The organism is Streptomyces sp. NPDC014676, assembly GCF_043084105.1.
Classification (GTDB): Bacteria; Actinomycetota; Actinomycetes; order Streptomycetales; family Streptomycetaceae; genus Streptomyces.
Genome location: NZ_JBIBZI010000004.1, coordinates 409,121 through 432,394 on the forward strand (window position 1 = coordinate 409,121; position 23,274 = coordinate 432,394).

Annotated in this window: 21 protein-coding genes, 1 tRNA gene and 1 pseudogene; 8 read left to right on the top strand and 15 right to left on the bottom strand. The window is 69.9% G+C overall.

Annotation, left to right across the window (positions count from 1 at the left end):
- Position 1 precedes the first annotated feature (1 nt).
- From ACF1DX_RS14510 to ACF1DX_RS14530, 5 genes are read right to left on the bottom strand one after another with little or no spacing between them, the layout of a single operon-like run.
- Entirely contained in the window at positions 2 to 1,120 is a 1,119-nt protein-coding gene (locus tag ACF1DX_RS14510; protein WP_391791504.1) for a hypothetical protein, read from the bottom strand.
- The gene (locus tag ACF1DX_RS14515) at positions 1,120 to 2,229 is read right to left on the bottom strand and encodes a radical SAM protein (protein WP_391791505.1); all 1,110 of its coding nucleotides are present in this window, start codon (positions 2,227 to 2,229) and stop codon (positions 1,120 to 1,122) included. The genes ACF1DX_RS14510 and ACF1DX_RS14515 overlap by 1 nt, the downstream gene beginning before the upstream one ends.
- 3 nt (positions 2,230 to 2,232) lie before the next feature.
- Entirely contained in the window at positions 2,233 to 3,231 is a 999-nt protein-coding gene (locus ACF1DX_RS14520) for a D-2-hydroxyacid dehydrogenase (RefSeq protein ID WP_391791506.1), read from the bottom strand.
- Positions 3,228 to 4,538, bottom strand: a complete 1,311-nt coding sequence (locus ACF1DX_RS14525; RefSeq protein ID WP_391791507.1) for a glycosyltransferase family 4 protein — start codon at positions 4,536 to 4,538, stop codon at positions 3,228 to 3,230. The genes ACF1DX_RS14520 and ACF1DX_RS14525 overlap by 4 nt, the downstream gene beginning before the upstream one ends.
- A 44-nt stretch (positions 4,539 to 4,582) precedes the next feature.
- Positions 4,583 to 4,936 (bottom strand): ATP-binding protein, encoded by a 354-nt coding sequence (locus ACF1DX_RS14530; RefSeq protein WP_391791508.1) that lies wholly within the window; start codon positions 4,934 to 4,936, stop codon positions 4,583 to 4,585.
- Positions 4,937 to 5,310: 374 nt separating this feature from the next.
- Here ACF1DX_RS14530 and ACF1DX_RS14535 point away from each other — a divergent pair, with 374 nt between their 5' ends.
- A complete protein-coding gene (locus ACF1DX_RS14535) occupies positions 5,311 to 6,756 on the top strand; it encodes a carph-isopro domain-containing protein (protein WP_391791509.1) in 1,446 nt (481 codons plus the stop codon).
- A gap of 10 nt (positions 6,757 to 6,766) precedes the next feature.
- Positions 6,767 to 7,720, top strand: a complete 954-nt coding sequence (locus ACF1DX_RS14540; protein ID WP_391791510.1) for an FAD-dependent oxidoreductase — start codon at positions 6,767 to 6,769, stop codon at positions 7,718 to 7,720.
- Between the two features lie 124 nt (positions 7,721 to 7,844).
- On the opposite strand, the gene ACF1DX_RS14545 is transcribed toward ACF1DX_RS14540, so the two are convergent.
- Positions 7,845 to 8,036, bottom strand: coding sequence for a hypothetical protein (locus tag ACF1DX_RS14545; RefSeq protein ID WP_208880722.1), 192 nt, complete (start codon positions 8,034 to 8,036; stop codon positions 7,845 to 7,847).
- Between the two features lie 953 nt (positions 8,037 to 8,989).
- Here ACF1DX_RS14545 and ACF1DX_RS14550 point away from each other — a divergent pair.
- Positions 8,990 to 9,342 (top strand): annotated as a pseudogene (locus tag ACF1DX_RS14550) (DUF317 domain-containing protein).
- Between the two features lie 167 nt (positions 9,343 to 9,509).
- On the top strand, positions 9,510 to 10,331 hold the full coding sequence (locus ACF1DX_RS14555) for a DUF317 domain-containing protein (protein WP_356124278.1): 822 nt from the start codon (positions 9,510 to 9,512) through the stop codon (positions 10,329 to 10,331).
- Between the two features lie 292 nt (positions 10,332 to 10,623).
- Here the strand turns inward: ACF1DX_RS14555 and ACF1DX_RS14560 are convergent, their stop codons facing one another.
- The 6 genes from ACF1DX_RS14560 to ACF1DX_RS14585 all read right to left on the bottom strand — a co-directional run bounded on the left by ACF1DX_RS14560 (position 10,624) and on the right by ACF1DX_RS14585 (position 16,704).
- Positions 10,624 to 11,004, bottom strand: coding sequence for a hypothetical protein (locus ACF1DX_RS14560; protein WP_356124281.1), 381 nt, complete (start codon positions 11,002 to 11,004; stop codon positions 10,624 to 10,626).
- Between the two features lie 108 nt (positions 11,005 to 11,112).
- On the bottom strand, positions 11,113 to 12,849 hold the full coding sequence (locus ACF1DX_RS14565; RefSeq protein ID WP_391791511.1) for a relaxase/mobilization nuclease domain-containing protein: 1,737 nt from the start codon (positions 12,847 to 12,849) through the stop codon (positions 11,113 to 11,115).
- Complete coding sequence (locus ACF1DX_RS14570) at positions 12,846 to 13,199, bottom strand: plasmid mobilization protein (protein WP_241838045.1); 354 nt, start codon at positions 13,197 to 13,199, stop codon at positions 12,846 to 12,848. The genes ACF1DX_RS14565 and ACF1DX_RS14570 overlap by 4 nt, the downstream gene beginning before the upstream one ends.
- Positions 13,200 to 13,555: 356 nt before the next feature.
- Positions 13,556 to 14,842, bottom strand: coding sequence for a hypothetical protein (locus ACF1DX_RS14575; RefSeq protein ID WP_391791512.1), 1,287 nt, complete (start codon positions 14,840 to 14,842; stop codon positions 13,556 to 13,558).
- Between the two features lie 231 nt (positions 14,843 to 15,073).
- Positions 15,074 to 15,775: an ATP-binding protein gene (locus ACF1DX_RS14580; RefSeq protein WP_391791667.1), complete on the bottom strand. Its 702-nt coding sequence runs from the start codon at positions 15,773 to 15,775 to the stop codon at positions 15,074 to 15,076.
- A complete protein-coding gene (locus ACF1DX_RS14585; RefSeq protein WP_391791513.1) occupies positions 15,772 to 16,704 on the bottom strand; it encodes a hypothetical protein in 933 nt (310 codons plus the stop codon). The genes ACF1DX_RS14580 and ACF1DX_RS14585 overlap by 4 nt, the downstream gene beginning before the upstream one ends.
- A gap of 513 nt (positions 16,705 to 17,217) precedes the next feature.
- Between ACF1DX_RS14585 and ACF1DX_RS14590 the strand changes: the two genes are divergently transcribed.
- The 4 genes from ACF1DX_RS14590 to ACF1DX_RS14605 all read left to right on the top strand — a co-directional run bounded on the left by ACF1DX_RS14590 (position 17,218) and on the right by ACF1DX_RS14605 (position 20,483).
- Positions 17,218 to 17,475, top strand: a complete 258-nt coding sequence (locus tag ACF1DX_RS14590; protein WP_055467866.1) for a helix-turn-helix domain-containing protein — start codon at positions 17,218 to 17,220, stop codon at positions 17,473 to 17,475.
- A 46-nt stretch (positions 17,476 to 17,521) separates the two neighbouring features.
- Complete coding sequence (locus tag ACF1DX_RS14595) at positions 17,522 to 17,902, top strand: helix-turn-helix domain-containing protein (protein ID WP_391791514.1); 381 nt, start codon at positions 17,522 to 17,524, stop codon at positions 17,900 to 17,902.
- 51 nt (positions 17,903 to 17,953) lie between these two features.
- Positions 17,954 to 19,483: a LacI family DNA-binding transcriptional regulator gene (locus ACF1DX_RS14600; RefSeq protein ID WP_391791515.1), complete on the top strand. Its 1,530-nt coding sequence runs from the start codon at positions 17,954 to 17,956 to the stop codon at positions 19,481 to 19,483.
- 157 nt (positions 19,484 to 19,640) lie between these two features.
- Positions 19,641 to 20,483, top strand: coding sequence for a PE-PGRS family protein (locus tag ACF1DX_RS14605; protein WP_391791516.1), 843 nt, complete (start codon positions 19,641 to 19,643; stop codon positions 20,481 to 20,483).
- Here the strand turns inward: ACF1DX_RS14605 and ACF1DX_RS14610 are convergent.
- The 3 genes from ACF1DX_RS14610 to ACF1DX_RS14620 all read right to left on the bottom strand — a co-directional run bounded on the left by ACF1DX_RS14610 (position 20,413) and on the right by ACF1DX_RS14620 (position 23,180).
- Entirely contained in the window at positions 20,413 to 22,059 is a 1,647-nt protein-coding gene (locus tag ACF1DX_RS14610) for a PE-PGRS family protein (RefSeq protein WP_391791517.1), read from the bottom strand. The genes ACF1DX_RS14605 and ACF1DX_RS14610 overlap by 71 nt on opposite strands.
- A gap of 225 nt (positions 22,060 to 22,284) precedes the next feature.
- Positions 22,285 to 22,358: transfer RNA gene (locus tag ACF1DX_RS14615), tRNA-Pro, on the bottom strand.
- A gap of 33 nt (positions 22,359 to 22,391) precedes the next feature.
- Entirely contained in the window at positions 22,392 to 23,180 is a 789-nt protein-coding gene (locus tag ACF1DX_RS14620; RefSeq protein WP_391791518.1) for a Pr6Pr family membrane protein, read from the bottom strand.
- Positions 23,181 to 23,274: the final 94 nt, after the last annotated feature.

Sequence of the window (23,274 nt, forward strand, 5' to 3'; positions counted from 1 at the left end):
GTCAGAGGTGGACGTCGTCGGGCGGGAAGCTGAGGAAGTCCTGGACGGTGGTCTTCTGCTGGTGCCAGCGCGCGAGGGCCGCGTGCAGGATGTCGGCGGTGGTGGGTCCAGTGGGGATCAGCGCCGCCATCCGGGCGGCCAGCCGCTGGGCGGCAGTCGCCTCGTCTGCCGCGAGCACGGTCAGCGTTTGCGCGGCGGAGCGGAGTTCCTTCGCCTCCCGCCGGATCAGGTACTCCGTCGCCACGCCAGGCGGCGGGTCGAGGTAGTACAGCCAGCGGGCGACGCGTACACGGAGCATGCTGGCCGTCATCACCCAGTCAGTACGAGCGTGCTCATGCCCTTGGCCGTCTGGGCGGCTCCCGTCAGGAACGCGGCGCATGGCCGCCTCCAGAGCTACATGCGCCGCGCGGAGCAGGTGGCGCGGACTCCGTGGTCGGAGATCGGCGCGGTTCTCTGAGTGCCGGAGGAACAGCTCGGCGTATCCGTCCAGTCCCTCCGGCCGCCACTGGGTGAGGGCCGCCGTCTTTCCGGGGCAGCGGGTCCGTGTCGCGAGTGCGGCGGCAGCGAACCAGCACGGGGCGAGGTAGTGCCACGCCACGCAGTGGCGCCGGTACGCGGCGATGTCCTCGACCACGTTGTCCGTGCTGTCGGCGGCCAGCTGGTATCGGCCGCCCATCCGGGCCTGGAGGATCCCCCGGTAGAACCGCTCATCGACCTCGCACCACGGCGCCATCTGAGCCCTGGACTTCCAGCGCTGGAAGTCACGCGCGCTGCCGCTGATCAGTGACCAGGTCGCGAGTTCGGGCGCGGAGACGAGTCGCCCGTCCGCCTCGGACACGGTGAACGCGAAGCCGGGCGGGTGCTCCAGGAGACGTCGATGGACGACTTCCCGGTCGACTGCGGCGGCGTGTGCGGCGGCCAGGCGGTGGTTCCACTCTTCCCAGTCGGCGGGGGCCTGGGGAAGGAGGACGCGTACGTCGAGGTCGGAGTGCGGAGCCAGCAGGTCGGCCGGCTGCCACTTGTGGGTGAGCATCACGGCCTCGACGCCGTAAGCGTCCAGCTCGCCTTCGTACAGAGCGCCGAGCTCCTGGTAGAGAGGCGGCGCGTCGACCACGATCATCACCGCTCCCCGGTGGAGGCGCGGGCGCAGGAGGGGCCGGCCGCTCTCGTGGGGAGGACGGGGAGCAGGGGTAGGACCGGTGTGCCTTCGGGGCGCTCCATCCGGTCCCAGCGCAGGTCGTAGTCGACGTAGTGGAAGCCCTGCCAGGCGTCGTTGGTGTTGCGGTCGAGCATGGCCTGGAAGAGGTGGGCGAAGGCGTCGCCGAGGGTGCCGTCGGCGAGGTGGGGCTTCAGGGGGATGTCGCGGTTGTGCAGGATGCAGGGCCGCGCCACTCCGGTGGGCGTGATTTTGATCCGGTTGGCGTCGGAGCAGGTGGCGCAGCTGGAGTTGGAGATGAAGCCGATCGATCCTGCCCAGCCGTCGGGACGGAGGTACTGCCCGGGGCTGCGGACGCCCAGCTGGTTCCGGTGGACTTCGCCGGCGTTCGCGAACCACTCGTGGAGACGGTCGCGGACCTCTGCCTCGGTGATGAACTCGGTGTCGAAGAGCGCCTGGGCGGGGCCGATGTTCTGGAGTTCGATCAGGCGGACGGCGATGGGCAGGTCGCGGGCGAGTTCGGCCACGGCGAAGGCGTCGTCCAGGTAGGTGCGCTGGAGAACGCAGTTGATCTTCACTCGCAGGCCGAGGGAGAGGGCAGCGTCGAGGGTGTTCCGGGTGGTGCGCGGGTCGCCGCCGCCCATGATCGCGGCGGACCGCGCCGGGTCGAGGCTGTGGAGGCTGAGGTTGAGGTAGGTCAGGCCGGCGTCGTGGAGCTGTTCGACGCTCAGTCCCCGGCGCAGGTTGCCGTGGCTGGTCATGCCGATCGCGGCGGCGGGCCCGAGGCCGTCGGCGAGGCCCGCGATGACGTCGAGGATGTCGGCTCGGAGGGTCGGTTCACCGCCGGAGCAGTGTGCCTTGCTGATCTTCCAGGTCCCGGCTTCGGTGGCGATGGCCGCGTAGTCGGAGGCGGTCAGGGGCCGGTCCTTGTGTCCGTAGTCCGGCATGCACCTGGGCTTGCAGAACACGCAGTCCAGGTTGCACAGCGAGTTCAGGGTGAAGGCCAGGTAGGGGTGGTTGCGGCCTGCGGCGGCGAAGGCGGCGGCCAGGTCGTCGTGGTCTGCGGTGGGCATTGGTCAGCCTCCTACGAGCGGAGAGCGGGTGGCGGGCGCCTCGGCCAGGCCGTTGAGGGGCTGGCCCGAGAGGTAGCGGTGCAGGTTGTCGGCGAAGAACGCCACCGCCTCGTCCATGTACGCGCGGCAGAACACCGAGCTTTTCGGGGTGAGTACGACCCGAGGGTGGAGCCGCAGCGGATGGCGGGCGCGTAGCGGTTTCGGATCGAAAACGTCCAGGGCCGCGCCGCGCAGGTGGCCGGTGTCGAGGGAGGCCAGGAGGGCCGACTGGTCGACGGTTGCCGCGCGGCCGAGGTTGAGGAAGAGAGAGCGGGGCTTGCACGCCGAGAAGAGGTCGTGGTCGAAGTAGCGGTGCGTGTCAGGGGTCGCGGGCAGCAGATTGACCACAACGTCGGCGACGGACACCGCCTGGTGCACCGCCGTCGTGTGCACCCACGTGATCCCGCTTTCAGAAGCCGCAGGTGGTGTCCGGCGTACTCCGATGACGTTCATGCCGAAGGCCCGAGCAGCCTGGGCAAGGTGGCGTCCGACGCTGCCGCAGCCGACGATGGTCATCGTCGCCCCCGCCAGGTCGAAGAACTCCTCGGCCAGGTCGTCCTTCCACCAGGCACGGTTCCGCTGGACGCGCTGGCTGGTGAACAGCCCGCGGGAGAAGCCCAGGACCAGGCCCATGGCGTGCTCGGCCATGGGCCTGCCGTGGAAGCCGTACGAGCGGGTCAGGGCCACCCCGACGGAGTGCGCCTCGGCGACGGGCAGATGGTCGGTGCCGGCGGCCGGGGAAGCGATCCACTTCAGATGTGGCGCGGCGAACAGCCACGAGGGCGCGAATCGCCACCCGAAGTAGACGTGTGCGTCGGCCAGCTGGTGCGGCACGGCCTCCTCGGTCGCCCTGCGGAACTCGACGCCGGGGAAGGCGGCGGACAGCGCACGCTCGTGCTCGGAGGACAGCCGCCAGAAGGAGTGCGGGGACTCCAGGCTGATCAGCACCACCGGCCGGTTCATCGCGCGCGGCCCTCCACGGTGGCTGACCGCGCCAGCGCCCAAGGGGCGATGCGGTCCATGACGGAACCGACGCTGGCCTCGTAGTCGTGGCGGGAGCGCACCAGGGTCGCCCCGGCGCTCCGGAGCCGATCGCGTTCTCGGGGCAGGACGGTCAGGGCCCGGTGCAGGGCGGATGCCAGGGATCTGGGGTCCTGCGGTGCGGCCGTGAAGCCGGTCTCGCCGTCGATGACGGTCTGAGCCAGGCCGCCGGCCGTGGTCGCGACCACCGGGCCCGCACCGGCTGCGAACGCCTCCAGGGGTATCCGGCCGAAGGGCTCCTCGCGAGAGGGAACGATGACCACGCGCAGGGCCGGGCTGTGCAACCAGGCACGGATCGCGGGGGTGAAGCGAGTGATCAGAGTCGCGTCCAGATCGTGCGCGCGGATGTGTGCCGCCAGGTCCTGCTGGTACGAGGACGGGTGCTTGTGTTCCTCCGAGGTCACGGCGGCCAGCAGCAGGTGAGGAACGGGGACACCGCGTTCCTTCAGCAGGCGCAACGCCTCCAGGAGATCTTCGAAGCCTTTCGTCGGGACTGCGCGGCCCATGGCGAGAAGGAATCCGGCGCGGGCCTTGAAAGGCAGCGGCAGAGCCGTGGCCGGCCTGACCGTCTCCTCACGGATCAGTCCGTTCGGGATGCTCACGATGCTCGACCGAGGGACGGCGTAGTTGACGACGAGGTGGCCTCGCAGGTGGGAGGAGATGGCCCCGACGCGCGCACCTCGGAGTGTCGCCGCTCGCAGGGCGTCCCGCTCCCAGCGGACGCGGGAGACGTCCTTGGGCCGCGTCAGCGCGGTGGTGGAGCGGGGCACGAGCAGCAGGTCCGTGGTCGGCGACGTGTAGGGCGCGAGCCCGAGGAACGGGATGTCGAGGCCGACGAGGAGGCACCGGCTCGCCCGCGCGGCGATGCGTATGGCCGCCTCGCCCGCCAGGTCGCACAGCTGAACCGAGCCGCGGACCGAGTCCGGCGGCGCGTTGACCTTCGGGATCGTGATGACCTCGGCCGCGGCCTGCCGCAGCATCTGCCGCACCTCGCCGGCCCACCGCTGATCGTGCGCTCCCGCAGTCTCGGGCACGTGCGGGGTGATCACTGAGAGGCGGCCTGCCGGCAGGAGCCGGGCCAGTGCTGTGAGGAAGGCGCGGTTGCTGAAGCCGGTGCCCGACGCCGCGCCGTAGAAGCCCTCGTGGAGAGCGACGACGACCCTGGGCTGACGAGCGGCCTCCGGCACAGCCGTGAGTGAGGGTGGGGAAGTCGCATGGTCGATGCGCACTGTGTGGTGCCTCCTTGGAGGACGGGTTTGGGCAGGCGTGGACATCAGGCGCCGGCGGACGAGGAGCACGGCCTGTGGGTGAGTCGGCACCAGGCACGAGAGCCGCTGGTGCCAGTCGTCAGCGACCAGGCATCGGCCAAGGCATGGACGATGACCAGTCCCCGTCCTGATTCGGCCTGCTCGTCAGGAGCGGTAGGAGAAGCGGGTGCCGGGCGGGAACAGCCGCCGTCGGTGACGGTGATCTCGATCTCCAGGCCGCCACTGGCCAGACTCCTGCGGTCGACGCACAGAACCAACGGAGGACTGCCCGAGACGAAGGCGTTCGTCGCGAGCTCCGACCCGATCAGGCGGGCATCGGCAAGTACGTCCTCCTCAGTGCCACGCAGCGCCAGCGTCACGGCGCCCCGGGTGACCTCGGCTGCTTCCGGTCCGTACGGCAGATCCGTGATCAGGGAGGTCGTGCCGTCACCAGCGGCAAGCCCTCGTCCGGGGGCGGAGGTTGGTCGTCCGGCGTCACGGTCCAGCACACCGCCCGGTCGGCCTGGGGAGGTGCTCGTGTGCTGTCTCAAGGCCCACCTCTTTCTCCGTCGGCTCGGAAGACGGGCGCCTCCGCCGGGATCCAAGAACACAGGAGAGGGAAGGTCAGACAGGACCCGATCAGTGGGTCAACTCGGTCAACCTCCATGCAGCGGTGGTGAATCGTCCGTCCAGGGGCATCACCATGGGGCCCGCGAAGTGATGGACGAACCACTGGAGCGAAGGGCGGTCGCACGTGGCACCGCAGACAGGCGAGCCCAACGTCGTACTGGCGGGGTGCCTCGACGAACTCGGGTGGAGCCCGAAGGCGCTCGCTCGCAAGCTCAACCGGGTCTTCGGAGCGGGGACGGTGGCCGAGTCGGCGCCGTACCACTGGCGGGACGCCGGCGCCCTGCCGCGCTCGCCGTTGCCGATGATGGCCGCCTACGTGCTCTCCCAGGAGCTGGGTAGGAATGTCTCGGTGGCCGAACTGTGGCAGGGCCGTGTGGGCGACTCGTCAGCGCTGGTTCCCGCGGACACGGATCTCGCGCGGCCTTGGACCGCGCAGGGCATGGAGGCGATCGTGGAGGACTGGGTGATGGGAGGGCTCGTCGACCGCCGTCGGTTCCTCGCGATCTCGGGCGCGGGACTCCTCGCGATCGTCGCCCAGTACCTCGACGGCACCGCGGGACGCGGTCAGTACACACCTCGAATGACGTCGTCGCTCGGCACCGATCCGCTCGTGGACCAGGTCGAGCAGCATCTCCCCATGCTCCAGTTGCTCGATGACGAGCACGGAGGGGCACGTCATCTGCCTTACGTTGGAGCCCAGTTCCGGGCTGTCGGGCTGCTGATCCGCGAAGGCGGCCACTCTCCGGCTGTCGCGAGCCGTCTGATCCGCGCGCTGGCGGAGATCGGCCAGTTGGCCGGCTGGATGGCCTTCGACGCGGCCGACCACGGACTGGCGCAGCGCTACTTCGTCACGGCGCTCCGGGCCGCGCATCAGGTCAATGATCTCCCCCTGTGTGCCCACATCCTGGGCGACCTGTCCTTCCAGGCGGCGAGTCGAGGACACCCCGCGGACGCCATCGCCCTCGGAGAGGCCGCCCGCCGTGCGAGCGATGCCGCCCCGCTGGCCGTCCGGGCATCCGTCCTGTCCCGGCTCGCCTACGCATACGCCGCCGCCGGCCGTGACAACGACTTCGCCCACACTCGTGGCGCTGCCCGCGAACTGATCGCAAGCCGGGACGGCCGCCAAGAAGAGCCCCGCTGGATGTACTTCCTCACCGACAACCACCTGGACTGCCAGGCTGGTTACGGCCTCATCCAGATGGGTCGTGCACAGCAGAAGGCGGAGAGCGGAAAAAAGAGCCGTCGCTTCCTCGCCCAGGGGACCGAGATGCTCAGGTCCGGGGCGTACGACGTGCCGCGCGGCGACCCAAGCCAGCGCCGAGCCATGTTCGAGGGAGCCTGGCTGGCCCTGGGGCACAGCGCGCACGGAGACCTGGAGGCAGCCTGCGAGATCGGCCGGATCGCCGCCGACCGCCTCGATGTCGTCCGCTCGCCTCGCAGCGCGGCGCTGCTCCACCAACTTGCCGCCGACCTCCGTCGTCGACAGCGCAACCCTCACGTGCGCGGCTTCCTGCCAGCCCTGGAGAACGCCCTCGCCCAACACGCCCCATCGACGCAACCCGGCCGTTAGGGTCAGGTTCATGACCGCAGGGGAGCGCGTTGTCGTTGTCGGGGCTGGGGTGGCTGGGCTCACCACGGCCGTCGTTCTCGCCGAGGCCGGGGCTTCGGTGCACGTGATCGCCGAGCAGGTGCCGGGGGCCACGTCGCTGGCGGCCGGGGCGATGTGGGGGCCTTACCTGGTCGAGCCGAAGGACAAGGTCGACCAGTGGGGACAACGGTCCCTGGAGATCTTCCGGGAGCTGGCCCAGGACCCGGCGACGGGCGTCCGGCTCACCAGTGGCATCGAGGCGTCCCGCACGGCCGAAGCCGCGCCGGACTGGGCCACCACTTTGCCGGGTTTCCGACCGTGCGAGCGGGCCGAACTCCCGGCCGGGTTCACGGCGGGCTACCGGTTCACCGTGCCACTGATCGACATGCCCACCTACCTCGACTACCTCCTGCGCCGGCTTCGCGACGCCGGGGGTGTGGTCGAGCGGCGACGGCTGACTTTGCTCTCGGACGCCGGTCCAGCCTCAGCGATCGTCAACTGCGCGGGCCTCGGGGCACGCCACCTGGTTCCAGACCCTGACCTCCGGCCCATCCGCGGCCAGCACGTCGTCGTCACCAACCCCGGGCTGACCGAGTTCTTCTCCGAGGACACCGGCCTCTCCTCGGACCTCCTGTGCTTCTACCCTCACGGCGACACCGTGGTCCTGGGCGGCACAGCGATCGACGGCGAAGGCGATCTGGCTCCCGACGACAAGGCGGCTGCCGGCATCCTCGCCCGCTGTGCCGAGGTCGAGCCCCGCCTCGCCGAGGCCCGTGTCCTGGAGCATCGGGTCGGCGCTCGACCGACCCGCGCCACGGTCCGTGTGGAGGAAGAGGTGGGAGAGGACGGCACCGTGGTCGTGCACAACTACGGGCACGGAGGCGCCGGCGTCACGCTGTCGTGGGGGTGCGCCGAGGAAGCTCGGAACCTGCTTTCGGCCAAATGATCTACAACTTCTTCGGAGGACGTTGAGGGAAGCACCGTCTGTGGTGTGACGCCGTGGATCGGGGTGGACCCCTCCGACGGCTGTCGCCGTCGGAGGGGAGGGGCGTGATCCCCTGTGCGCTCGCTCAGCGATCACCGTCCTCGTCGTCGCGGCCACCCGGAGGGGGCTGCCTCCGAAGAAGATCACGAAGTCGCTGGAAGACGCCGATCCACGTCGTGAAGAACTGCTCGACGTCGCTGGCTAGTTTTTCGCCCATCACGAGCACGAGGCTGATGAACCCAACCACTGCCAGCACCGACAGAGTGAGGCCGTTCACTGGTGTACCTCTCGAAACTACGGGCGTCAGCCGCCCGTAGCTGAACAGCTCAGGCAGCAAGCGCGCACATGTGGGAAGGGGCCGGCAGAGCAGCCAGTCCTCCCGGTGCCCGCGGTACCCGAGGCGCAGAAAGGCCGATCACCCCACACGGTGAGGACTCGTGCGGTGGTGCCTGAGATCCCAACTCGTAGCGGCCGGGTTCAAGACCCCCGGACAGCAGGTCTACTGTGGCGAGCCAAAACAGCGCGACGACCTTGCTGGCCGCCGCCAGCTCGTCGGGAGCTAGGGCGGGGCCAGTGCCCCAGATCGTGGTCGGCCGACTCACTGGCGTTGTGATCGAGGGAAGCCGGGTGTCCTTCTCGGCGGAAGAGAGGAGACGCCGCGCAAGATCAGCAGTTGCCCGCTGATCTTGCGCCTCGTCAAGGATTGCCTTCGCGTCCCTGAGGACCAAGGCGCTGCGCAGCAGCACCCCCAGCGAATGTGACTTTCCTGACCCAGCTGTGAACTGCACGACCCCGTGGCGAATGAGCTTGCCGTGCAGCTGAATTGCGGCGAACTGCAAGTCGTTCATCGTGGCCCGAGGGCTCGTCCCCGGGATTGGCCCCAACTGAACTAGCAAATTGAAATCAACGAGAGGCTTGATAGATGTCGCGCGCGCGTACGACCCACGGACTTGGGGCGCGGCGTCTGCGGCATCGGACATAGCGCGCAGTCTAGGGGTTGGTCTTCCTGGGTGGGCCGGTTTCGGGCGTGCGCGTTTGTGGCCGATTGGCCAGCGGGTGACCACGGTACTGAGATTTGGCCACAGAACATGAGATCCGACATGCCGCGATCTGCATCGCAGTTCGCTGGGGGCAGACAGCAAAGATCCACGGATGACTGGCCAACGCCGGAGCGGCATGTGAACCTGGACGACCTTCTTGCAAAGCACCAGGTCAAAGAGGTGATTGCCCGTGACTGCGGCACCCCAGGGCCCCGGATTCTCCACCAGCGTCGAGGCCCTGCGGCTGCGTGAGTGGCTGCTCGGCCCGGGTCAGGCCACGCTCGTGATGGATCAGTTCTCCGCCGACGACTTCACCTGGTCGTCGACGACCGCGCGGACGTACACGTCAACTCGAAGGATGGTCGCTTCTATCTCGGATGGTTTCCGTCCGGCCGTCCTGGTACCGACGGCGAGGGGTGGAAGATCGCCGTCACCGGTACGGCCAAGGTGCGCGGCTACCAGATGTCCTTCGACACCGAGACACCGGCCGATGTCGTCGCTGCCGCAGTTGCGCGCGTGCTGGAGACCTCCCAGCGCGTGTGACAGCCAGATGCTCGAGTCGGCGCCCTGGGGGAACCTGTCTCCGCCTGGTGAGGGCGAGACGGGGTAGCCCGGTCATCGGCCACCCAAGGCCGCCGCGAAGCCGGCCCGGCACCCCCCTCCAGCTTTACGCACCGCTGGCGGCATCAAGCCCCCCAGCCCTCAGCCCCTTGGAGGCGTACCTGCATTCCGATTTCCCGATCGATCCACCCGCTCCGGCCTGTGTTCCGTCCGCGTATTGGGTCGGGCCCCGGCATCTGGCCGGTGACGACGGATGCCTCTACGACGCCGTCGCTGACACCCTCGCTGGCCTGGGGTGGACGAGCCTGACGATCGTCCGCGGGCGCCAGGAGCCGGACGAGGCGCCGGAGGACCGTCAGGTCCTGCGCAGCACCGTCCTGCACTTCAGCCCCGACTCCCTGCGGTGGGCGCAGTGGGTCCTGCCGGACGAGCCGTTCCACCTGGGGAACCTGCCGATCGCCTGGCAAGTGTCCGCTCGTACGGACCCGAGCAGCCCGCTCGCCCACTGGTCGGCCTACTTCACCTCCGATGTCCCCGGGGAGATCCTCGCCGGCTTCCTTGCCGCGCTCGACGCCCAAGATCAGCCCGCCCTGCCGTGCGGTGGCCCCGAGCTGGTCCTCGACGCGGTAACGGCGCACGGGTGGCTGCGCGACATCGACCAGCCCGGCACAGGCGCGGTGGATCCAACGTTCGCCTCCCACATCCGCCTCGGTGAGGTGCCGCCCCTCATCCAGGATGGCGACCCACTCGCGCTGGTGGCTGAGGCTGACGAGGCGGCCCTGTCCGGGTGGCAGGCGTGGGCCGAACCGGTGCTCGGCGCGGGCTACCTGTGGGCGGCGTCCTTCGGCCCCAGCGTGCCGCACGACCTCGTCGCCGCCTTCGCCGACTCCCTCAGCTCCAGCGCACCGGTCCTGCGCCGGGTACTGCCGGAGAGCACACGCGACCGGCTCCTGCGCGCTCCGGCCGGCTGAGGGCCATCCAAGGCATCGAAGGCGGGCCTCGCTTCGGGGAGGCCCGCCTTCGTGTTGCTGTGCCTTGGCCGGCGTCTGCGTGGCGTTACGGTCCGCGGTTACAGGGAGCGGTTCGTCACTGCGCCCCGTGCTTCATTCGAGGCAGCGCGTTGGACCGACTACCACCGCCCTGTGCTTCATTCGCGGCGGCGCGTGGGACCGGCTACCGCCTGAACTCCCGCGGCTCGGTGTGTCAGAGGCTGGCTCCGCCTTGGGAGCGGAGCACCGCCACGTTGGACATGCGGGCCCAGGCTCAGAAGGCGTACGGGGCGAAGGGACGGACTGGTTCGACGATGAGACCGAGGAGGTGATCGAGTTCGGCTCGCTCCTCCTCGTTCATGAGCTCGACGGCGTTGCCAAGCTTCTTCTCGGCGAGACGCTCCATGAACGGGGCCAGGAAGCGCTCCAGAGCATCCGGAGCTTCGTCCATCGTGCGCCGGTACTCCCGGTATCGCTTGAACTGCTCCTGTATCTCTTCGAACTCGAAGCGGGTGGCACTGAGGACGAGGGCCCGTTCCTCCTTGCTGAACGGGCGCCCGTCGAGGTGGTTCCACGTGTTGGTTTCACGCTTGCGCTTGATGTCCGCGTCGCACAGCAGGACGACGATTTCGGGTCGGGCTTGGGTTGTGGGCATGCGGGTGCTCCTCACAGGAGTGGGGTGGGTGGGGGCATCAATGATCCGGAGAATCGGCGGTTTGCCCAACCGGCGATCGTCGGCTATGTTCCGCCAGTTTTTGGCTGGTCAGCGCCGACGGCTGGGGTCGGTTACGGCGCTGTTGGCCGGTCGCGTGGCGGGCGCCGCGGGTGCGGTGAGCCGAGTGCCTGGGGTGGCCGTTCCGTCGGGGCTTGCGGGTAGGGCCAGCAGGTGGGCGCCGCGGCGTAGTCGCCATACGAGGACGTCGCTGATGGAGTCAGCGGTATCGAGTTCGCGTCGTCGGGCGGCGTCGGTCAGTAGAACCGCCGGGTCATGGCCGGCCTTGCGGACGTCGTCGAGGGTGGCGGCCAAGGCGGCCCAGCCGGCCTCGGCACGGATGCGTTCGGCCAGATCTGGCAGGACTTGCTGGAGAAGCTCGGCTTGCCGCTGCCGAACACGGGGAGTCAGACGCTGGCCTCGCTGTCGGAGGGTGGCCATGGGCTGGGCTGCGGCGGTTTCGTAGGCTGCCCGAAGGTGTTCGGCTGCCTGCTGGGCTGCGGCAGCCTGCTGCGCGTGCTCCCTCTTTGCATGCCAGTTCGCCGCAGCGATGACGAGGAAGAAGGCCATGTCGATGAGCATGGCGGTGGTGGCGCAGTCTTCCCCTCGGCCCAGGGCGGGCCCGCTGCGGACGAGATCGCGGGCGGCCTGGCGCAGGGAGCGGTCGTGCCCGCGTACGGCCTTCACGTGGGAGCGGCTGGCCCGCTCGAACACGAACGCCGCCTCGCGCAGCTCAGCGCGGGTGTGGGCGGCGGAGGTCTTGGCCAGCGCGTCCAGCACCTCACCCGCCGCGGTGATCTGGGCCGCTGCCGCACCGTCGTCACCGGTATCGATAATCAGCAGGGCCTGCCAGGTAGCGGCGGTGGCCCGGCGCCGCGCGAACGCGGGACCTGTCATGTCCGGCAGGGCGGGTTGCTCCAGCCGTGAGCCGTCCGCCGAAGCGGGCTCCGCGGGAAGCGCCCAGCGTTCGCGGATGCGGGGCAGGGACAGATCGGGTGCGAGCGTGGAGCCCGCGTAGAACACCGGCTCCTGCTCGCCGTTGCGGTCGTCGGGCAGCGCGACCTTGTAGCCGAGCAGGTCACCGGAGGGCGCGACGCGCTTGCGTATGAGCAGGCCGGCGGCGGCCAGGCGGTCGAAGAACTCCTCCGTGGAGGCCGTGCCAGCAACGGCGCGGCGCACGGTCTCCCGCAGCTCCTCCCGCGCGGTACGCTCCCGGCCTTCCCGCTCTGCCTTGTGGCGTTCGGCGCTGGTAGGCCGCTGGGCGGCAGTGCCGTCGCCGGTGCTTAGGCGGCGCAGCCCGTAGTCGATCTCGATCTTGCGGGCTTCGGCCTGGGAGCGTTTGCCGTCCTGGCGGAGGCGGGCCTGGCGGCCGTCCTCACGGACGATGGTGGCGATGATGTGGATGTGATCGTCGGCGTGCCGGACGGCCGCCCAGCGGCAGGCGGCGTCGTCGCCGTCGGGGGCGATACCGGTTGCGGCGACCATCCTGCGGGCTATCTCGCCCCACTGCTCGTCCGACAGGATCGGGTCTTCGGGGGCGGCGCGTACCGACAGGTGCCACACGTGCTCGGCGGGCCGCCGGCTCTCGGGCAGGGCCATCACCGGCTGGTCGAGCAGCCGCTGGAGATCGCCGTACGTGGCGCCGGGGTCTCGGCCGGGATCGGGGGCAAGACCGTCCCAGGCGGCCACCAGGTGCGGGTCGACGTGCTCCTCATGTGTGCCGGGCCCGTACAGGTAGTGGAGCAGGCCGATGGTGCGCGTGCCCCTGGCGTGGACGCGCGGGATCACGCAGCCGTCCTGTGGTCCAGGTACTGCTGGGTGAAGGCGTCGACACGCTTGGCGGCGCGCTGGACAGCGGCGAGGACCGCCTCGGCCTGCGGGGCGTCGGCTCCGGAGTTCAGCGCTTTGGCCACCTGGTTGAGGTTGTTGCCGATCTGCCCGAGGTGTCGCCGCAGCGCGAACAGCTCCTGCAGCATCTCTTTCTCGCCCGCGATGTCCGCAGCGGTGCGCTCCAGGTCGCGGGCAGCGTTGAGCGCCGAGCGGGCAAGGAACCCGGCCACGCTCATGTGGCACACGGCGGCTGCCCGGAGGAGGAGTTGGTACTCGTCGTCGTTCATGCGGCAGCTGGGCTGGTGCACACGCTTCTTCTCATCACGCAGACGTTCACGTTGCTGCACACGGGGCTTCGACGGGGCAGCGTGAGCGCAGTCGGTGCTGTGGCAGGGACGCGGTTCTTCCCTCTCAGGATGCGATCCGCCCTCGGTCGCATCCTGATGGGTCGGCGCCTCCCGGTGCCGATCCGCTCCCGCCGCTGCCGACGCGGGAGAGGCAGGAGCATTGCTACCGACGGGAGCAATGCTCCTGCACCAACTTGCTCCGCCTGGGGCAGGGGTGGTCGGCAGGGATTCCTCGTGGGTGGTGGTGTCTTCGTGGTTCGGGGTGTGCATGGGGCCCTTCGGGTCGGGATCTGGTGGGAGTGCTGGTGCTGCGACGATCAGCGGAGTGGATCGCCGGCTGCGGCCTTGAGCCGGGCCTTGAACTCGCGGACGACTCGTCCGACGCCGTCGCTGGAGACGGTGTAGCCGACGGCGCGCAGGGCGTCCTCGACCCGGTCGCGGCCGACGCTGCCGGTCTCCTCGTAGATGCGGCGAGCGTGCTTGAGGATGACCTCATCGGAGGCACGGGCTTTGCCGGCGTCACGTTTCCTCCGGGCAGCCGCCTTCCGCTCGCGCCTGCCCGACACGCTGCCCACGCTGCTGCCCGAGGGTGCCGGGCTGTCTTCGGCTTCTGCCCGTGCGGGCAGCCCGGCCTCCGGGCGGGCAGGCTGCGGGCGGGCAGCCAGAGGGACCTCGTGGTCACCCGGATCTGACGGGTGCGGGCGGGCAGTTTCCTCTGCCTGCGGCAGTTGTGCGGCGCGACCGGCGCGCGGGCTGCTCTGCCCGGATTCCCGGGCGGGGTTGGAGGCTGGGACCTCCCAGCGCGGCGGCAGCGTGATGGAAGCGAGGCCGAGGGCCTGCTTGCGGGTGGCGAGCTTGCGCAGCAGCAGCTCGTCCTGGAGCGGATCCCCGTCCACGCCGGCCCGCTCCAGGGCCTCGTGCAGGCGTTCTGCCAGGCGTCGTTGCCGCCGCTTGCCGCGCTGGCGGTCGGTCATCGACTCGGCGCGCAGGATCAGGGCGACGGCTTCGCTCAGTGCGCGGTCGCGGATGAGGCGGGCGGCGTCGGCGTCCTGGTCGGCGATGCCGAGTCGAGCCAGGAGGCGTTCGCGGGCCTGGCGGACCAGGACGGCGGCCAGGCTGCGTGAGGCGGCGTCTGGGGCGCGGTGGCGCAGCTCGATGCCCATGGCCAGGTGCCACAGCATCGCAGCCATGACCGGGCCGACGAAGGCTCGCACGGTGCCGCCGACCAGTCCGGACTCGGCGTAGGCGGGCAGAACCTGGACTGCGGTGATGACCCAGGTGAGGGTGCCGGGCAGGCCGGGAGCCTGTTTCGGGCCGTTGAGGTTCTGCCGGGCCATCAGGGCGGTGGCGAACAGGGCCAGCTCGGCGGCGGCGAACATCGCGACGCGCTCGGCGGTGCCGCCCATGTCGAGGTAGTCGGCGGCGAACCGCCAGCTGGTGTCTGCGCTGTAGGCGGTGCAGCCGAGGGCGGCCACGGCCGCGACCGGCACCGCGACAGTCCCGCGCCAGCGGTTGGTCTGATGCTGCCGGCGGCGTTGCTGGCGGATCAGCCACACGGCGAGCAGGACGAGCAGCACGGGCGGGATGAGGAGCGCCACGGTCATCACCGGGGAGGTGGCCCAGTCAGGGAGGAGCGGCGTGCCGCTGATCCGTATGGCGAGGTGGACGGGGCTGTGAGGAGGCAGGAGGGGGCTCCAAGGCGTCGAGGATTGAGGGCGAAGGGTGAATCGACGGAGCGTTGAGCACCGCCTGCGCGAGTGGCTGGCGCGGGCAGGGCTGGTGTGAGCGCGGGTGATGCGGCGGGGTCGGCCAGGAGAGGGCGCTGAGGCGGCCAGTCAGGCGGCGGGCGCTGTGCGGCGTCGTCGGTCGGGGCCGTCGAGGATGACGCGCTCCGTCATCTCGGCGAGGCGGGAGGCGACGCGGTCACCGAGGGTGACGCGCAGCTGCTCCATCGGAAGGTTGGTGGTGATGAGGGTTGGGAGCATGTGCTCGTACCGGTGGTTGATGAGCCGGTAGGTCAGCTCCTCGGTCCATTCGCTGGTCTTGGCCGCGCCGAGGTCGTCCAGGAACAGCAGCGGACAGCGCGCCAGGGTCTGTAGGTCACGTTCGGCGTCGTGGCCGGCGCGGGGGCGCAGGCGCGCGTGGAAGTCGGCGGTGGTGGTCGCTTCCCAGCGCAGACGGACCCCTCGGGCGAGCAGGGTGCGGATGGCGCCGTACGCCTGGTACGTCTTGCCGGTGCCCGTGGGGCCGGCGATCAGCAGCGACGGGCCTTCGGCGATGCCCGGCCCGCCGGGGCCGGGGCGTCCGGCGCGGGCGATCTCGTCGGCCCAGGCGGTGACCTTCGGGTGGTCGGCCAGGGCTCGGCGGTAGCGGGCGGGGATCCTGGCGTCGGCGAGTTCCAGCGCGGTGACGGGCTCGGCGTGCCCTTCCTCGACGGCGGCGGTGGCGAGGTCGATGCCGCGACTGGCAAGGATGCCGTTGAGCCGGTCGGCGAGCGGGCCGACCCGGTGGGGCTCGCGGGTGAGGGTGGCGGTCAGAGGTCACCTCCGTAGGCGGCTTCGACATCGGCGGGGTTTGTCCACGACCTGTGGACAACCGGCACGGTGGGGGCCGCGTTCATGGCCTCGTGCACGAGGCTCGGCAGCGTGCTGGGATGCAGGCCCTTGGCGCGGTGCCGTTCCAGGCCGGCCCGGATGTGGGCGGGGGCGATGCCCTCGCCGAGCAGCTTGCGCACCTCGCGAGCGAGATGGCCGAGGACGTCCCTGGGCGGACGGTGTGTGCAAGCGGCGGCGTACTCGGCGATGAGCTCGTTGGCCGAGACGGCGTGGGGTGCGGGGGCGCTCGCGCCCCCCGAAGGGGTATTTCCTAGATCCATGATCCTAGGTCCTAGATCCGGACGCTGAGGCGTCACCGCTCCCTCAGTGAGCCCTCCTCGCTGCCTCACGGAGGGCTCACTGAAATCGCCCTGACCTGCTGTTTCGTCATCGGTGACCGGATTCACCGCAGGCTCGCGTATTCGCCTGGAGCCCTCACGGAGGGCTCCGTGAGGCTGCGGTGCGGGCTCCGTGACGCCCACTCCCGCAGCCGACGCATCGACGCCAGGCTCGGTGCGAGCCTGCGTGTCGTGGTGCGGGCAGGCTGGAAGACGGCTCGCGCTGGGGCGATTGATCTTCTGATGCTGCCGCCAGGTGACGATGTGCAGGTAGCGCTTGTCGCCCGGACCCTTATAGCGGCATATCAGCCCAGCGTCGGCGAGCTGGGCGAGGTCCTGCTCGACAGCGCCAGGCGTGTGTTCCGGGCGCAGAACCCACAGCTGCCCGGCGATGATCGCGGCGTGGTCGCGGTGGCGCCCCTGGTCGTCAGCCTGGGTGAGCAGGCCGAAGAAGGTGCGCTCGGCGGTCAGGGAGACGGCGGCCAGGGACTCGGAGACGAAGGCTTCCGGCTTGATGGTGCGGATTCGTGCCAAGAGGGGCGGTCCTCACTCGGTGACCGGTGGGCTGGGTGCCCACGGTTCACCGTTGGTCGGGGGCGGGTCGGGCGTGAAGGGCGGGGATGTTGGGCCGTTGACGCGGGAGTGTTGATGGCCGCTTGCGCTTTCCGAGGTGTCGTCAACATAGCCACACCCACAGCGCGCAAGTCCAGCCCTATCCGGCGCAATCTCTCACGGCAGAAATGCCGCTGGAAATCGAGTCGGCGAGGGCGGTGCGAAAACGGTAGGGCACGATCGGCGGTTGACCAAATAGTTGCCCCGCGTCCCGAGCCAGAAGGATCACATCGGCAAGCCGTTGACGTCCCGCGAGCGACGAAGCTACAACACAACACCCCACGTCAGAGAGGCTCTCACTCTGGTGTCGGGGCACGTTCGGGGATCCGGCCCTGCGCAGCACCCCGATCGCCTCGCTCACCAATTGAGCGCGGCGCAACATAGCCGACGATCGCCGGTTAACCAAACCGGCGAATGCACGCTACAACTGGAGCCATGGCAGCACGATCTCTGGAAATAGGGCCCGCAGGAATGCTGGCGGCTCGCACCATCGAAATCCTTCGCACGGAACGCGGCCTTGGGCAGCGCCAACTCGCCGCGCGGTGTACCGCTTTGGGCCGTCCTATGTCCAACACAATGCTGTCCCGCATCGAACTCGCCAAGCGGCGATGCGATATCGACGACCTCGTCGCCATCGCCGCAGCCCTGCAGGTGTCACCCGCCGCCCTCCTCCAGGGGCCGGGTGCCGCCTGAGCCGCCCACGCAGCCCTCCCCAACCGCCCGACCAGGAGCCGCCCCCTTGCACCGATCCACGCCCGCGCCCGTCCCCCACAGGCCGTCCGACGCCCCTCCGCCCCGCCTCTACCGCCCTGAGGAGATCGCCGACACCCTCGGCTGCTCGGCCTGGTGGGTCAAGGACCGCGCGCGACGGCGCCTGATACCGCACACCCGGGTCGGCCGTGCCTACCGCTTCACCGCCGAGCACCTCGCCGAGATCATCCGCCTCTACGAGCAGCGGCCGGCCCAGCCCGCGCAGACACCCGCACGGGCGACCGAGCCGCTCTCCGAGCCCGGTACGCAGACCGGCTCCGCGCAACCTCGCCACCCTGCCGTTGCTCCGACGACCCGCCTACGGGCCCGCCCGCCGCGTCGACAGCAGCAGTACGGCACTGTCGCGTGACCCGATCGCATCTGCCGTAGCCGAGGACAAGGAAGAGGGGGACAGCGGGACTTGGGTTTCGCGGAGAAGCGTGGAAACTACTGGCGTGGCCGGTACAAGGTCACACCCGGCAAGCACAACACGGTCGTCGACAACAACGGCAAGGCGATCCGGTTCGCCACCAAGGGCGAGGCCCAACGGGCAGCGGCCGAGGCCGAGAACAAGTACCGTCGCGGCGACTGGCGCGACCCGGCCCTCGGCCAGGAGACCTTCGGCGAGTACGCGAACCGCTGGTACGAGGCCCAGGACCTGGCCGCCTCCACCATGCAGAACTACAAGCGCCACATCGAGGAGCACCTCCTCCCCGAGTTCGAGGACAAGGCGCTCGCCGGCATCCTGCGCACGGACGTCGACCTGTGGGAGAAGAAGGAGAAGGCCCTCTACGCCGCCTCCAGCGTCAAGACCTGGCGCTCAACGCTCCACCTGATCTTCGAGGACGCGATCGACGAGGGCCTGATCACGTCCAACCCAGCCGCTCGACGGCGCGGACGGGGCAAGCGCGCCGGCCGCTCCCGAGACCGTGGTCCGGAGAAGGTGGTCACCGACGCGCTCGGCATCCTGCTGACCGCCGAGCGCGCCGCCCTGCTCTCCGGCCGCGACGACGAGTTCGTCGCCGTGGTCCTCAAGGGGTACACCGGCATGCGCTGGGGCGAGATCGTCGGCCTGGAGACCGCGTTCGCCCGCCCTGGAGCCGTCCGGGTCGAGTGGCAGCTGTACGAGCTCGACACGGGGGAGCTGGTGCGCTGCCCGCCGAAGGACGACAGCTACCGCACCATCGACTCGATGGACTGGCTGTCGGCGCTGGTCGCCAACCACATCGCCCGCACGAAGCCCAAGCCGTGCCCCTGCCACGGCAAGACCTACGTCTTCCGAGGACAGGGCGCGGCCCGCACAGGCGGCCACCAAGGCGCGAAGCTCGTCGACGTCGCCCGCCGTGCCGGCGTCTCGACCGGCACGGTGTCCAACGTGCTCAACCACCCCGAACGCGTCACCGAGGCCACGCGAGAGAAGGTCGAGCAGGCCATTGCGGACCTCCGGTTCGTCCGGGGCGGCGTCGTACCGGAGCATGCCGCCCACTGGCGCAGGAACGGTTTCGCAACCTGGCTGTTCACGCCGGCGGTCTCCGGCTGGTACCCGAAGAAGGCACCACAGGAGCCACGGCCGGTGCCCCTACTCGGCGAGCCGTGGCCCGGCGTCCCGGCCCGAGGGCGAGGTGCCAGCGAACGAGCCGACGCCTGCTGGCTCCCGATAGCCAAGGGACTCACGCCCCACGGCCTCCGCCACACCCACCGGACGATGATGGAGGACCTGGGAACCGAGAAGGTGCTCATGGACGAACGCATGGGCCACATCGACGGCTCGGTCTCGGCGCGCTACGCCCACGTCACCCCAGGTATGCGCAAGCGCCTCATGCTGGGGCTGACCGAGCAGTGGGAGGCAGCGCTCGACGCACGTTTGGCCATGAGTGCCACGTCACCAGTGCGTGTGCTGAGTGATCTCCTGCGGGCACGCGAGGTGTCACGGGTGCCCGTCAAGTTGTAGCAATAAAAGTGCTGTGCCCTCCGGTGACCACTCCCGGAGGGCACAGCCATGTCCGTGATGCCTCCGCGAGGCCGCGTCAACTCCGTGCGGCCGTCTCACTCCAGCAGTTACGACGATTGCCCAGTAGCGGGGCCAACGGACCTGGCTCAATAGGTACATGGAGACTGGGGAGCACTGGGCATACCGCGCGAGGCCGAAGGAGTTGGGCAGCTCTGTCAGGCAGGTGGAGATCGTCCGGGTGGGCGGCCGTGGCAGGTCTGGCTTGGTCCATGTCCGGTTCCTGGAAGGGGATGACGCCGGCCTGCAGGAATGGGTCAGCCCCGGCTGCCTCGTAGCACCGTGGCGAGACGTCGAGGCGTTCCGCGCGGATGACGAGGCAGAGCTCAGACTGGCCGAGGCGTCACGCCACGTACGGGGCGGTACGGGTTTCGAGGCCGCGCGCCTGATCCTCGGGTTCGTTCGGCCGAAGAACAGGCTGCGCCTCCGCCGAGGGGTGGCAGACGCGGGAGTTCTGGAACTGAGCCGACTCGACGAGACGGCGCCGCTCATCGGCATGGACGCCACCGGGCTCCGCAGTGACCCGATGGTGCACGAGAACCGTGCCGGCATGTGTCTGGCCGGCTGGCCGGTCACCGAGCGCGTCGCCCGTCAGGTAGCGGGCCGCCTCGCCGACGAGATTCTCTCGGAGGTGGACCGCAAGCAGCAGGACATCGAGCAGGAGCGCGCACAGCCCTCCTGGTACTCGTACCGTCGCCGGGACGACCGCAAGTTGGATGCGGAGGCGGCCGTCCTGCGGACCGTCCGGGCGTGGTGCGGCGAGGACAAGGCTGAGCGCTACGACGAGCTGGTCGCACTGCGCGAAGAGGTCATCAGGCTCGGCGAGCTGGTGGAGAAGGCGGTGAAGGCCCTACGTGACCGTGGGCACGGCGTCATCGCCTCCACCATTGAGCGCGACCTTGGCGTCCATATCGCCAGCCTTGATCCTGACGTGCGTCGATAGAGCCGCGCCACGGCTCCGGGGTCGGCTTCGGCGGCTCGGGCCGTGCCGCAGGCTGCTCCCTCTCCGGCCGGTGCGGGTTCCAGCCGCCGAGAAAGGGCTGTAGCTGATCTCCCGTCGGCTCCGCGTGGAAGTCGAGAGCGGCCAGGCTCCTGCCGGTCATGGTGGGGTCCAGCCGGTCGGCCTCCGCCTTCCCCCAAGCCGACCACTCTCGCAGCCTCTCGGCTTCGACGGCGTCGTCCGATGTGGCGGCGGCTTCGTCCAGAGCGACGCAGAACACCCGGATCTCTCCAGCCACCTTCCACTGCTCCAGGGCTGTGCCGAAGTGCTCCGCCCGTAGGGCGTGAACCGCCTTGATCGAGGCGGCACTGACGGCGGACTCCCACTCCCGCCTCTCGCGCTCCTCCCGCTCCGCCTCCAGACGCCGACGCTCCGCCTCCTGCCGCTCCCGCTCCTCTCGCAGGCGCCGCTGCTCCGCCTCCCGTTCCAGCCGAGCCCGCTCCTGCTCCTCCGCGCGCGCCTTCAGCGCCCGGAACACCGAACCGACCTGCTCCTCCAACGGCTTCTTGGCGGTGTCGGCCCATTCCTTCTTCCAGCCGTAGCTGTGGCCGTAGCCGTAGCCCGAGTGCTGGCTGATCAGCAGTTCCAGCTCGCCGGATGGCTCGAACCTGTGCGCCGGCGTCACCCGCTGCCAGTCGTACGTACGTCGGCCCGGCTGCTTGGGCACGTACCGGACCTGCTTCTGCCGTTCGCGGAAGCCGACCTCGTACGTCCTGCCGTGAACGGTGAGCAGGGGCCTGGGCTGCTTGCGCTTCTTGGACACCGTGATCTCGCCGTGGCGGGCGAGTGCCTGCTCGGCGAGGAGCCGGAGAAGCGAGAGGACTCGAGGCAGGACCTCCTCCGAGATCTCGAAGGCGCTGTGGTCCGCAGTGACAGCGGCGATCACGTCCTCGACATCGCTGATCACCCGGCTGCGCGCCAGCCGGATCCGGTTCCACTCGGTGTCGTCCTCACCGGACACCCTGAGTAGACCGAGGAAGAAGTCCCCCTTCGCCCGGCCGCTGTACTTCAGGTGGTACCCCTCGGGCGCACACTGCCGGGCTGCGTCGAAGGCCCTGCGGTAGCGGGCTCGCTCCTGGTCGCTGGGATTCGGGATCCGGAGGAACCGCCCAGCCTGCCGTACTTCCGTGATCAAGGCGGCTCCGATTTCCGCCGGCGACGCCTGTGGGGGCTTGGCGGTGCGTTGCGGCGCCTGCTGCGTCGTGGACGGAGCTGTGTCTTGCTTCTGCGGAGGAGGGGCAGGCCGTGTCCGTTGCTCGGAACCCGTCGACCGCTGTTTGCGCGGCGCCGGTTTCGGCCGGTCCGGGTGATGGCCATGTTCCAGGTAGAAGCGCCCCGCGTCAGTGATCTCCGCCTGCCACTTCCCATCCTGCTTGGGCATGGTGATCAGACGCCGCTCCTTGAGCGCGCGGGCGGTGAGGGCGAACTCCGGGCTGTCCGACGTGACGGGGTCGGCTCCGTCCCCGATGCGGGTGAGGAGTGCGAGCTGCCGGTCGTTTAACGGAGACCATCGGTGCATGGCGATCGTCGTACCGCCTGTGATCGGCCTCGCACAACCGTAGGGATGACCCTTTCCCAGCGTGAGCGGCAAAGGGCGGGCTGGACGGCGGACGGCCGCTCGCTGGGAGCCGCCGGGAGCCGGTTTCTGGAAGTTGGCTCCCAAACGGCTCCCAAAACGGGGCCACAAAGCAAATCAGGCCCGGTGCTGATCTCTCAGCACCGGGCCTGACCTGGTGTTTCTCTGTCGGGGTGGCGGGATTTGAACCCACGACCTCTTCGTCCCGAACGAAGCGCGCTGCCAAGCTGCGCTACACCCCGATCGTCGCTGCTCTCGCGGCGACGACGTTTACTTTAGCCCACTGGGGGCCCGAGACGAAATCCGGTTTTCGGGTGGTGGCGGACCGGGTTCGGGCGGGTGTGGTCCAGGGCCACGAGGAGGACGGCCAGGGCGTAGCAGGCGAGGCCCAGGAGGAGGGCGTTGGCGAGGACGTTCCGGTAGCCGTGCCGGGCGACGTCGAGGAAGGGGTAGAGGTAGCGGGTGGGGGAGCCGGGGAGGAGTTCGCCCCGGGCCAGGGTGAAGGCCAGGTAGGCCAGGGGGTACAGCAGCCAGGTGGCGGTCTGGCGGAGGCGGGTGCGGGCCGGCGGGGTGAGGAGGAGCCAGTCCAGCAGCGCGGCGAGGGGAAGCACCGTGTGCAGGGTGTGGGCGGCGAGCGGCTCCAGCCAGGTCGCCGCCCCGGTGGTTCCGTCCGCCATCGAGAAGCGTGGGGTCCCGTCCGTCAGGAGGACGTGGTGGACCAGGTACGCCGTGATCACGTACAGCAGGGCCGCTCCCGTGATCGCGCCCGGCAGGGGGTGACGGGCGCTCCAGGCGCGGCGGGCCGAGGCGAGCGTGACCACGGCCAGCAGGGCCGCGCTCTGGACCGCGAAGTAGCTCAGGACCCGGGCCGGGCTGCCGAGGAGGGTTTCGACCAGCACCGCCCCCGCCGCCAGCAGCGCCAGGACCAGGCGGTACGTCGCTGCCAGCGGGCGGCGTACCAGGGGTACGACGGCTCTGGCGGGGGCGAAGAGGGCGGCCGACGCCGGATGCGTCCGCGGCAGGGCGGGGATGTCCGGGAGGTCCCTGGGTATCGGGGCGGTCATGCACCCCAGCGTGGGCGGATGTCCGGTCCGGGGCGATGTGGGTGGGCCGAACGGGTGGTGTCGGTTCCGGCTGCGGCGGGTGGTGCCGGCCCGG

Coding starts and splice junctions, on each gene's coding strand:
- ACF1DX_RS14605 (WP_391791516.1), top strand. CDS start 19,641: ATGGAGACTGGGGAGCACTGGGCATACCGCGCGAGGCCGAAGGAGTTG.
- ACF1DX_RS14620 (WP_391791518.1), bottom strand. CDS start 23,180: ATGACCGCCCCGATACCCAGGGACCTCCCGGACATCCCCGCCCTGCCG.
- ACF1DX_RS14540 (WP_391791510.1), top strand. CDS start 6,767: ATGACCGCAGGGGAGCGCGTTGTCGTTGTCGGGGCTGGGGTGGCTGGG.
- ACF1DX_RS14520 (WP_391791506.1), bottom strand. CDS start 3,231: ATGAACCGGCCGGTGGTGCTGATCAGCCTGGAGTCCCCGCACTCCTTC.
- ACF1DX_RS14515 (WP_391791505.1), bottom strand. CDS start 2,229: ATGCCCACCGCAGACCACGACGACCTGGCCGCCGCCTTCGCCGCCGCA.
- ACF1DX_RS14560 (WP_356124281.1), bottom strand. CDS start 11,004: ATGCCCACAACCCAAGCCCGACCCGAAATCGTCGTCCTGCTGTGCGAC.
- ACF1DX_RS14590 (WP_055467866.1), top strand. CDS start 17,218: ATGGCAGCACGATCTCTGGAAATAGGGCCCGCAGGAATGCTGGCGGCT.
- ACF1DX_RS14575 (WP_391791512.1), bottom strand. CDS start 14,842: ATGACCGTGGCGCTCCTCATCCCGCCCGTGCTGCTCGTCCTGCTCGCC.
- ACF1DX_RS14510 (WP_391791504.1), bottom strand. CDS start 1,120: ATGATCGTGGTCGACGCGCCGCCTCTCTACCAGGAGCTCGGCGCTCTG.
- ACF1DX_RS14610 (WP_391791517.1), bottom strand. CDS start 22,059: ATGCACCGATGGTCTCCGTTAAACGACCGGCAGCTCGCACTCCTCACC.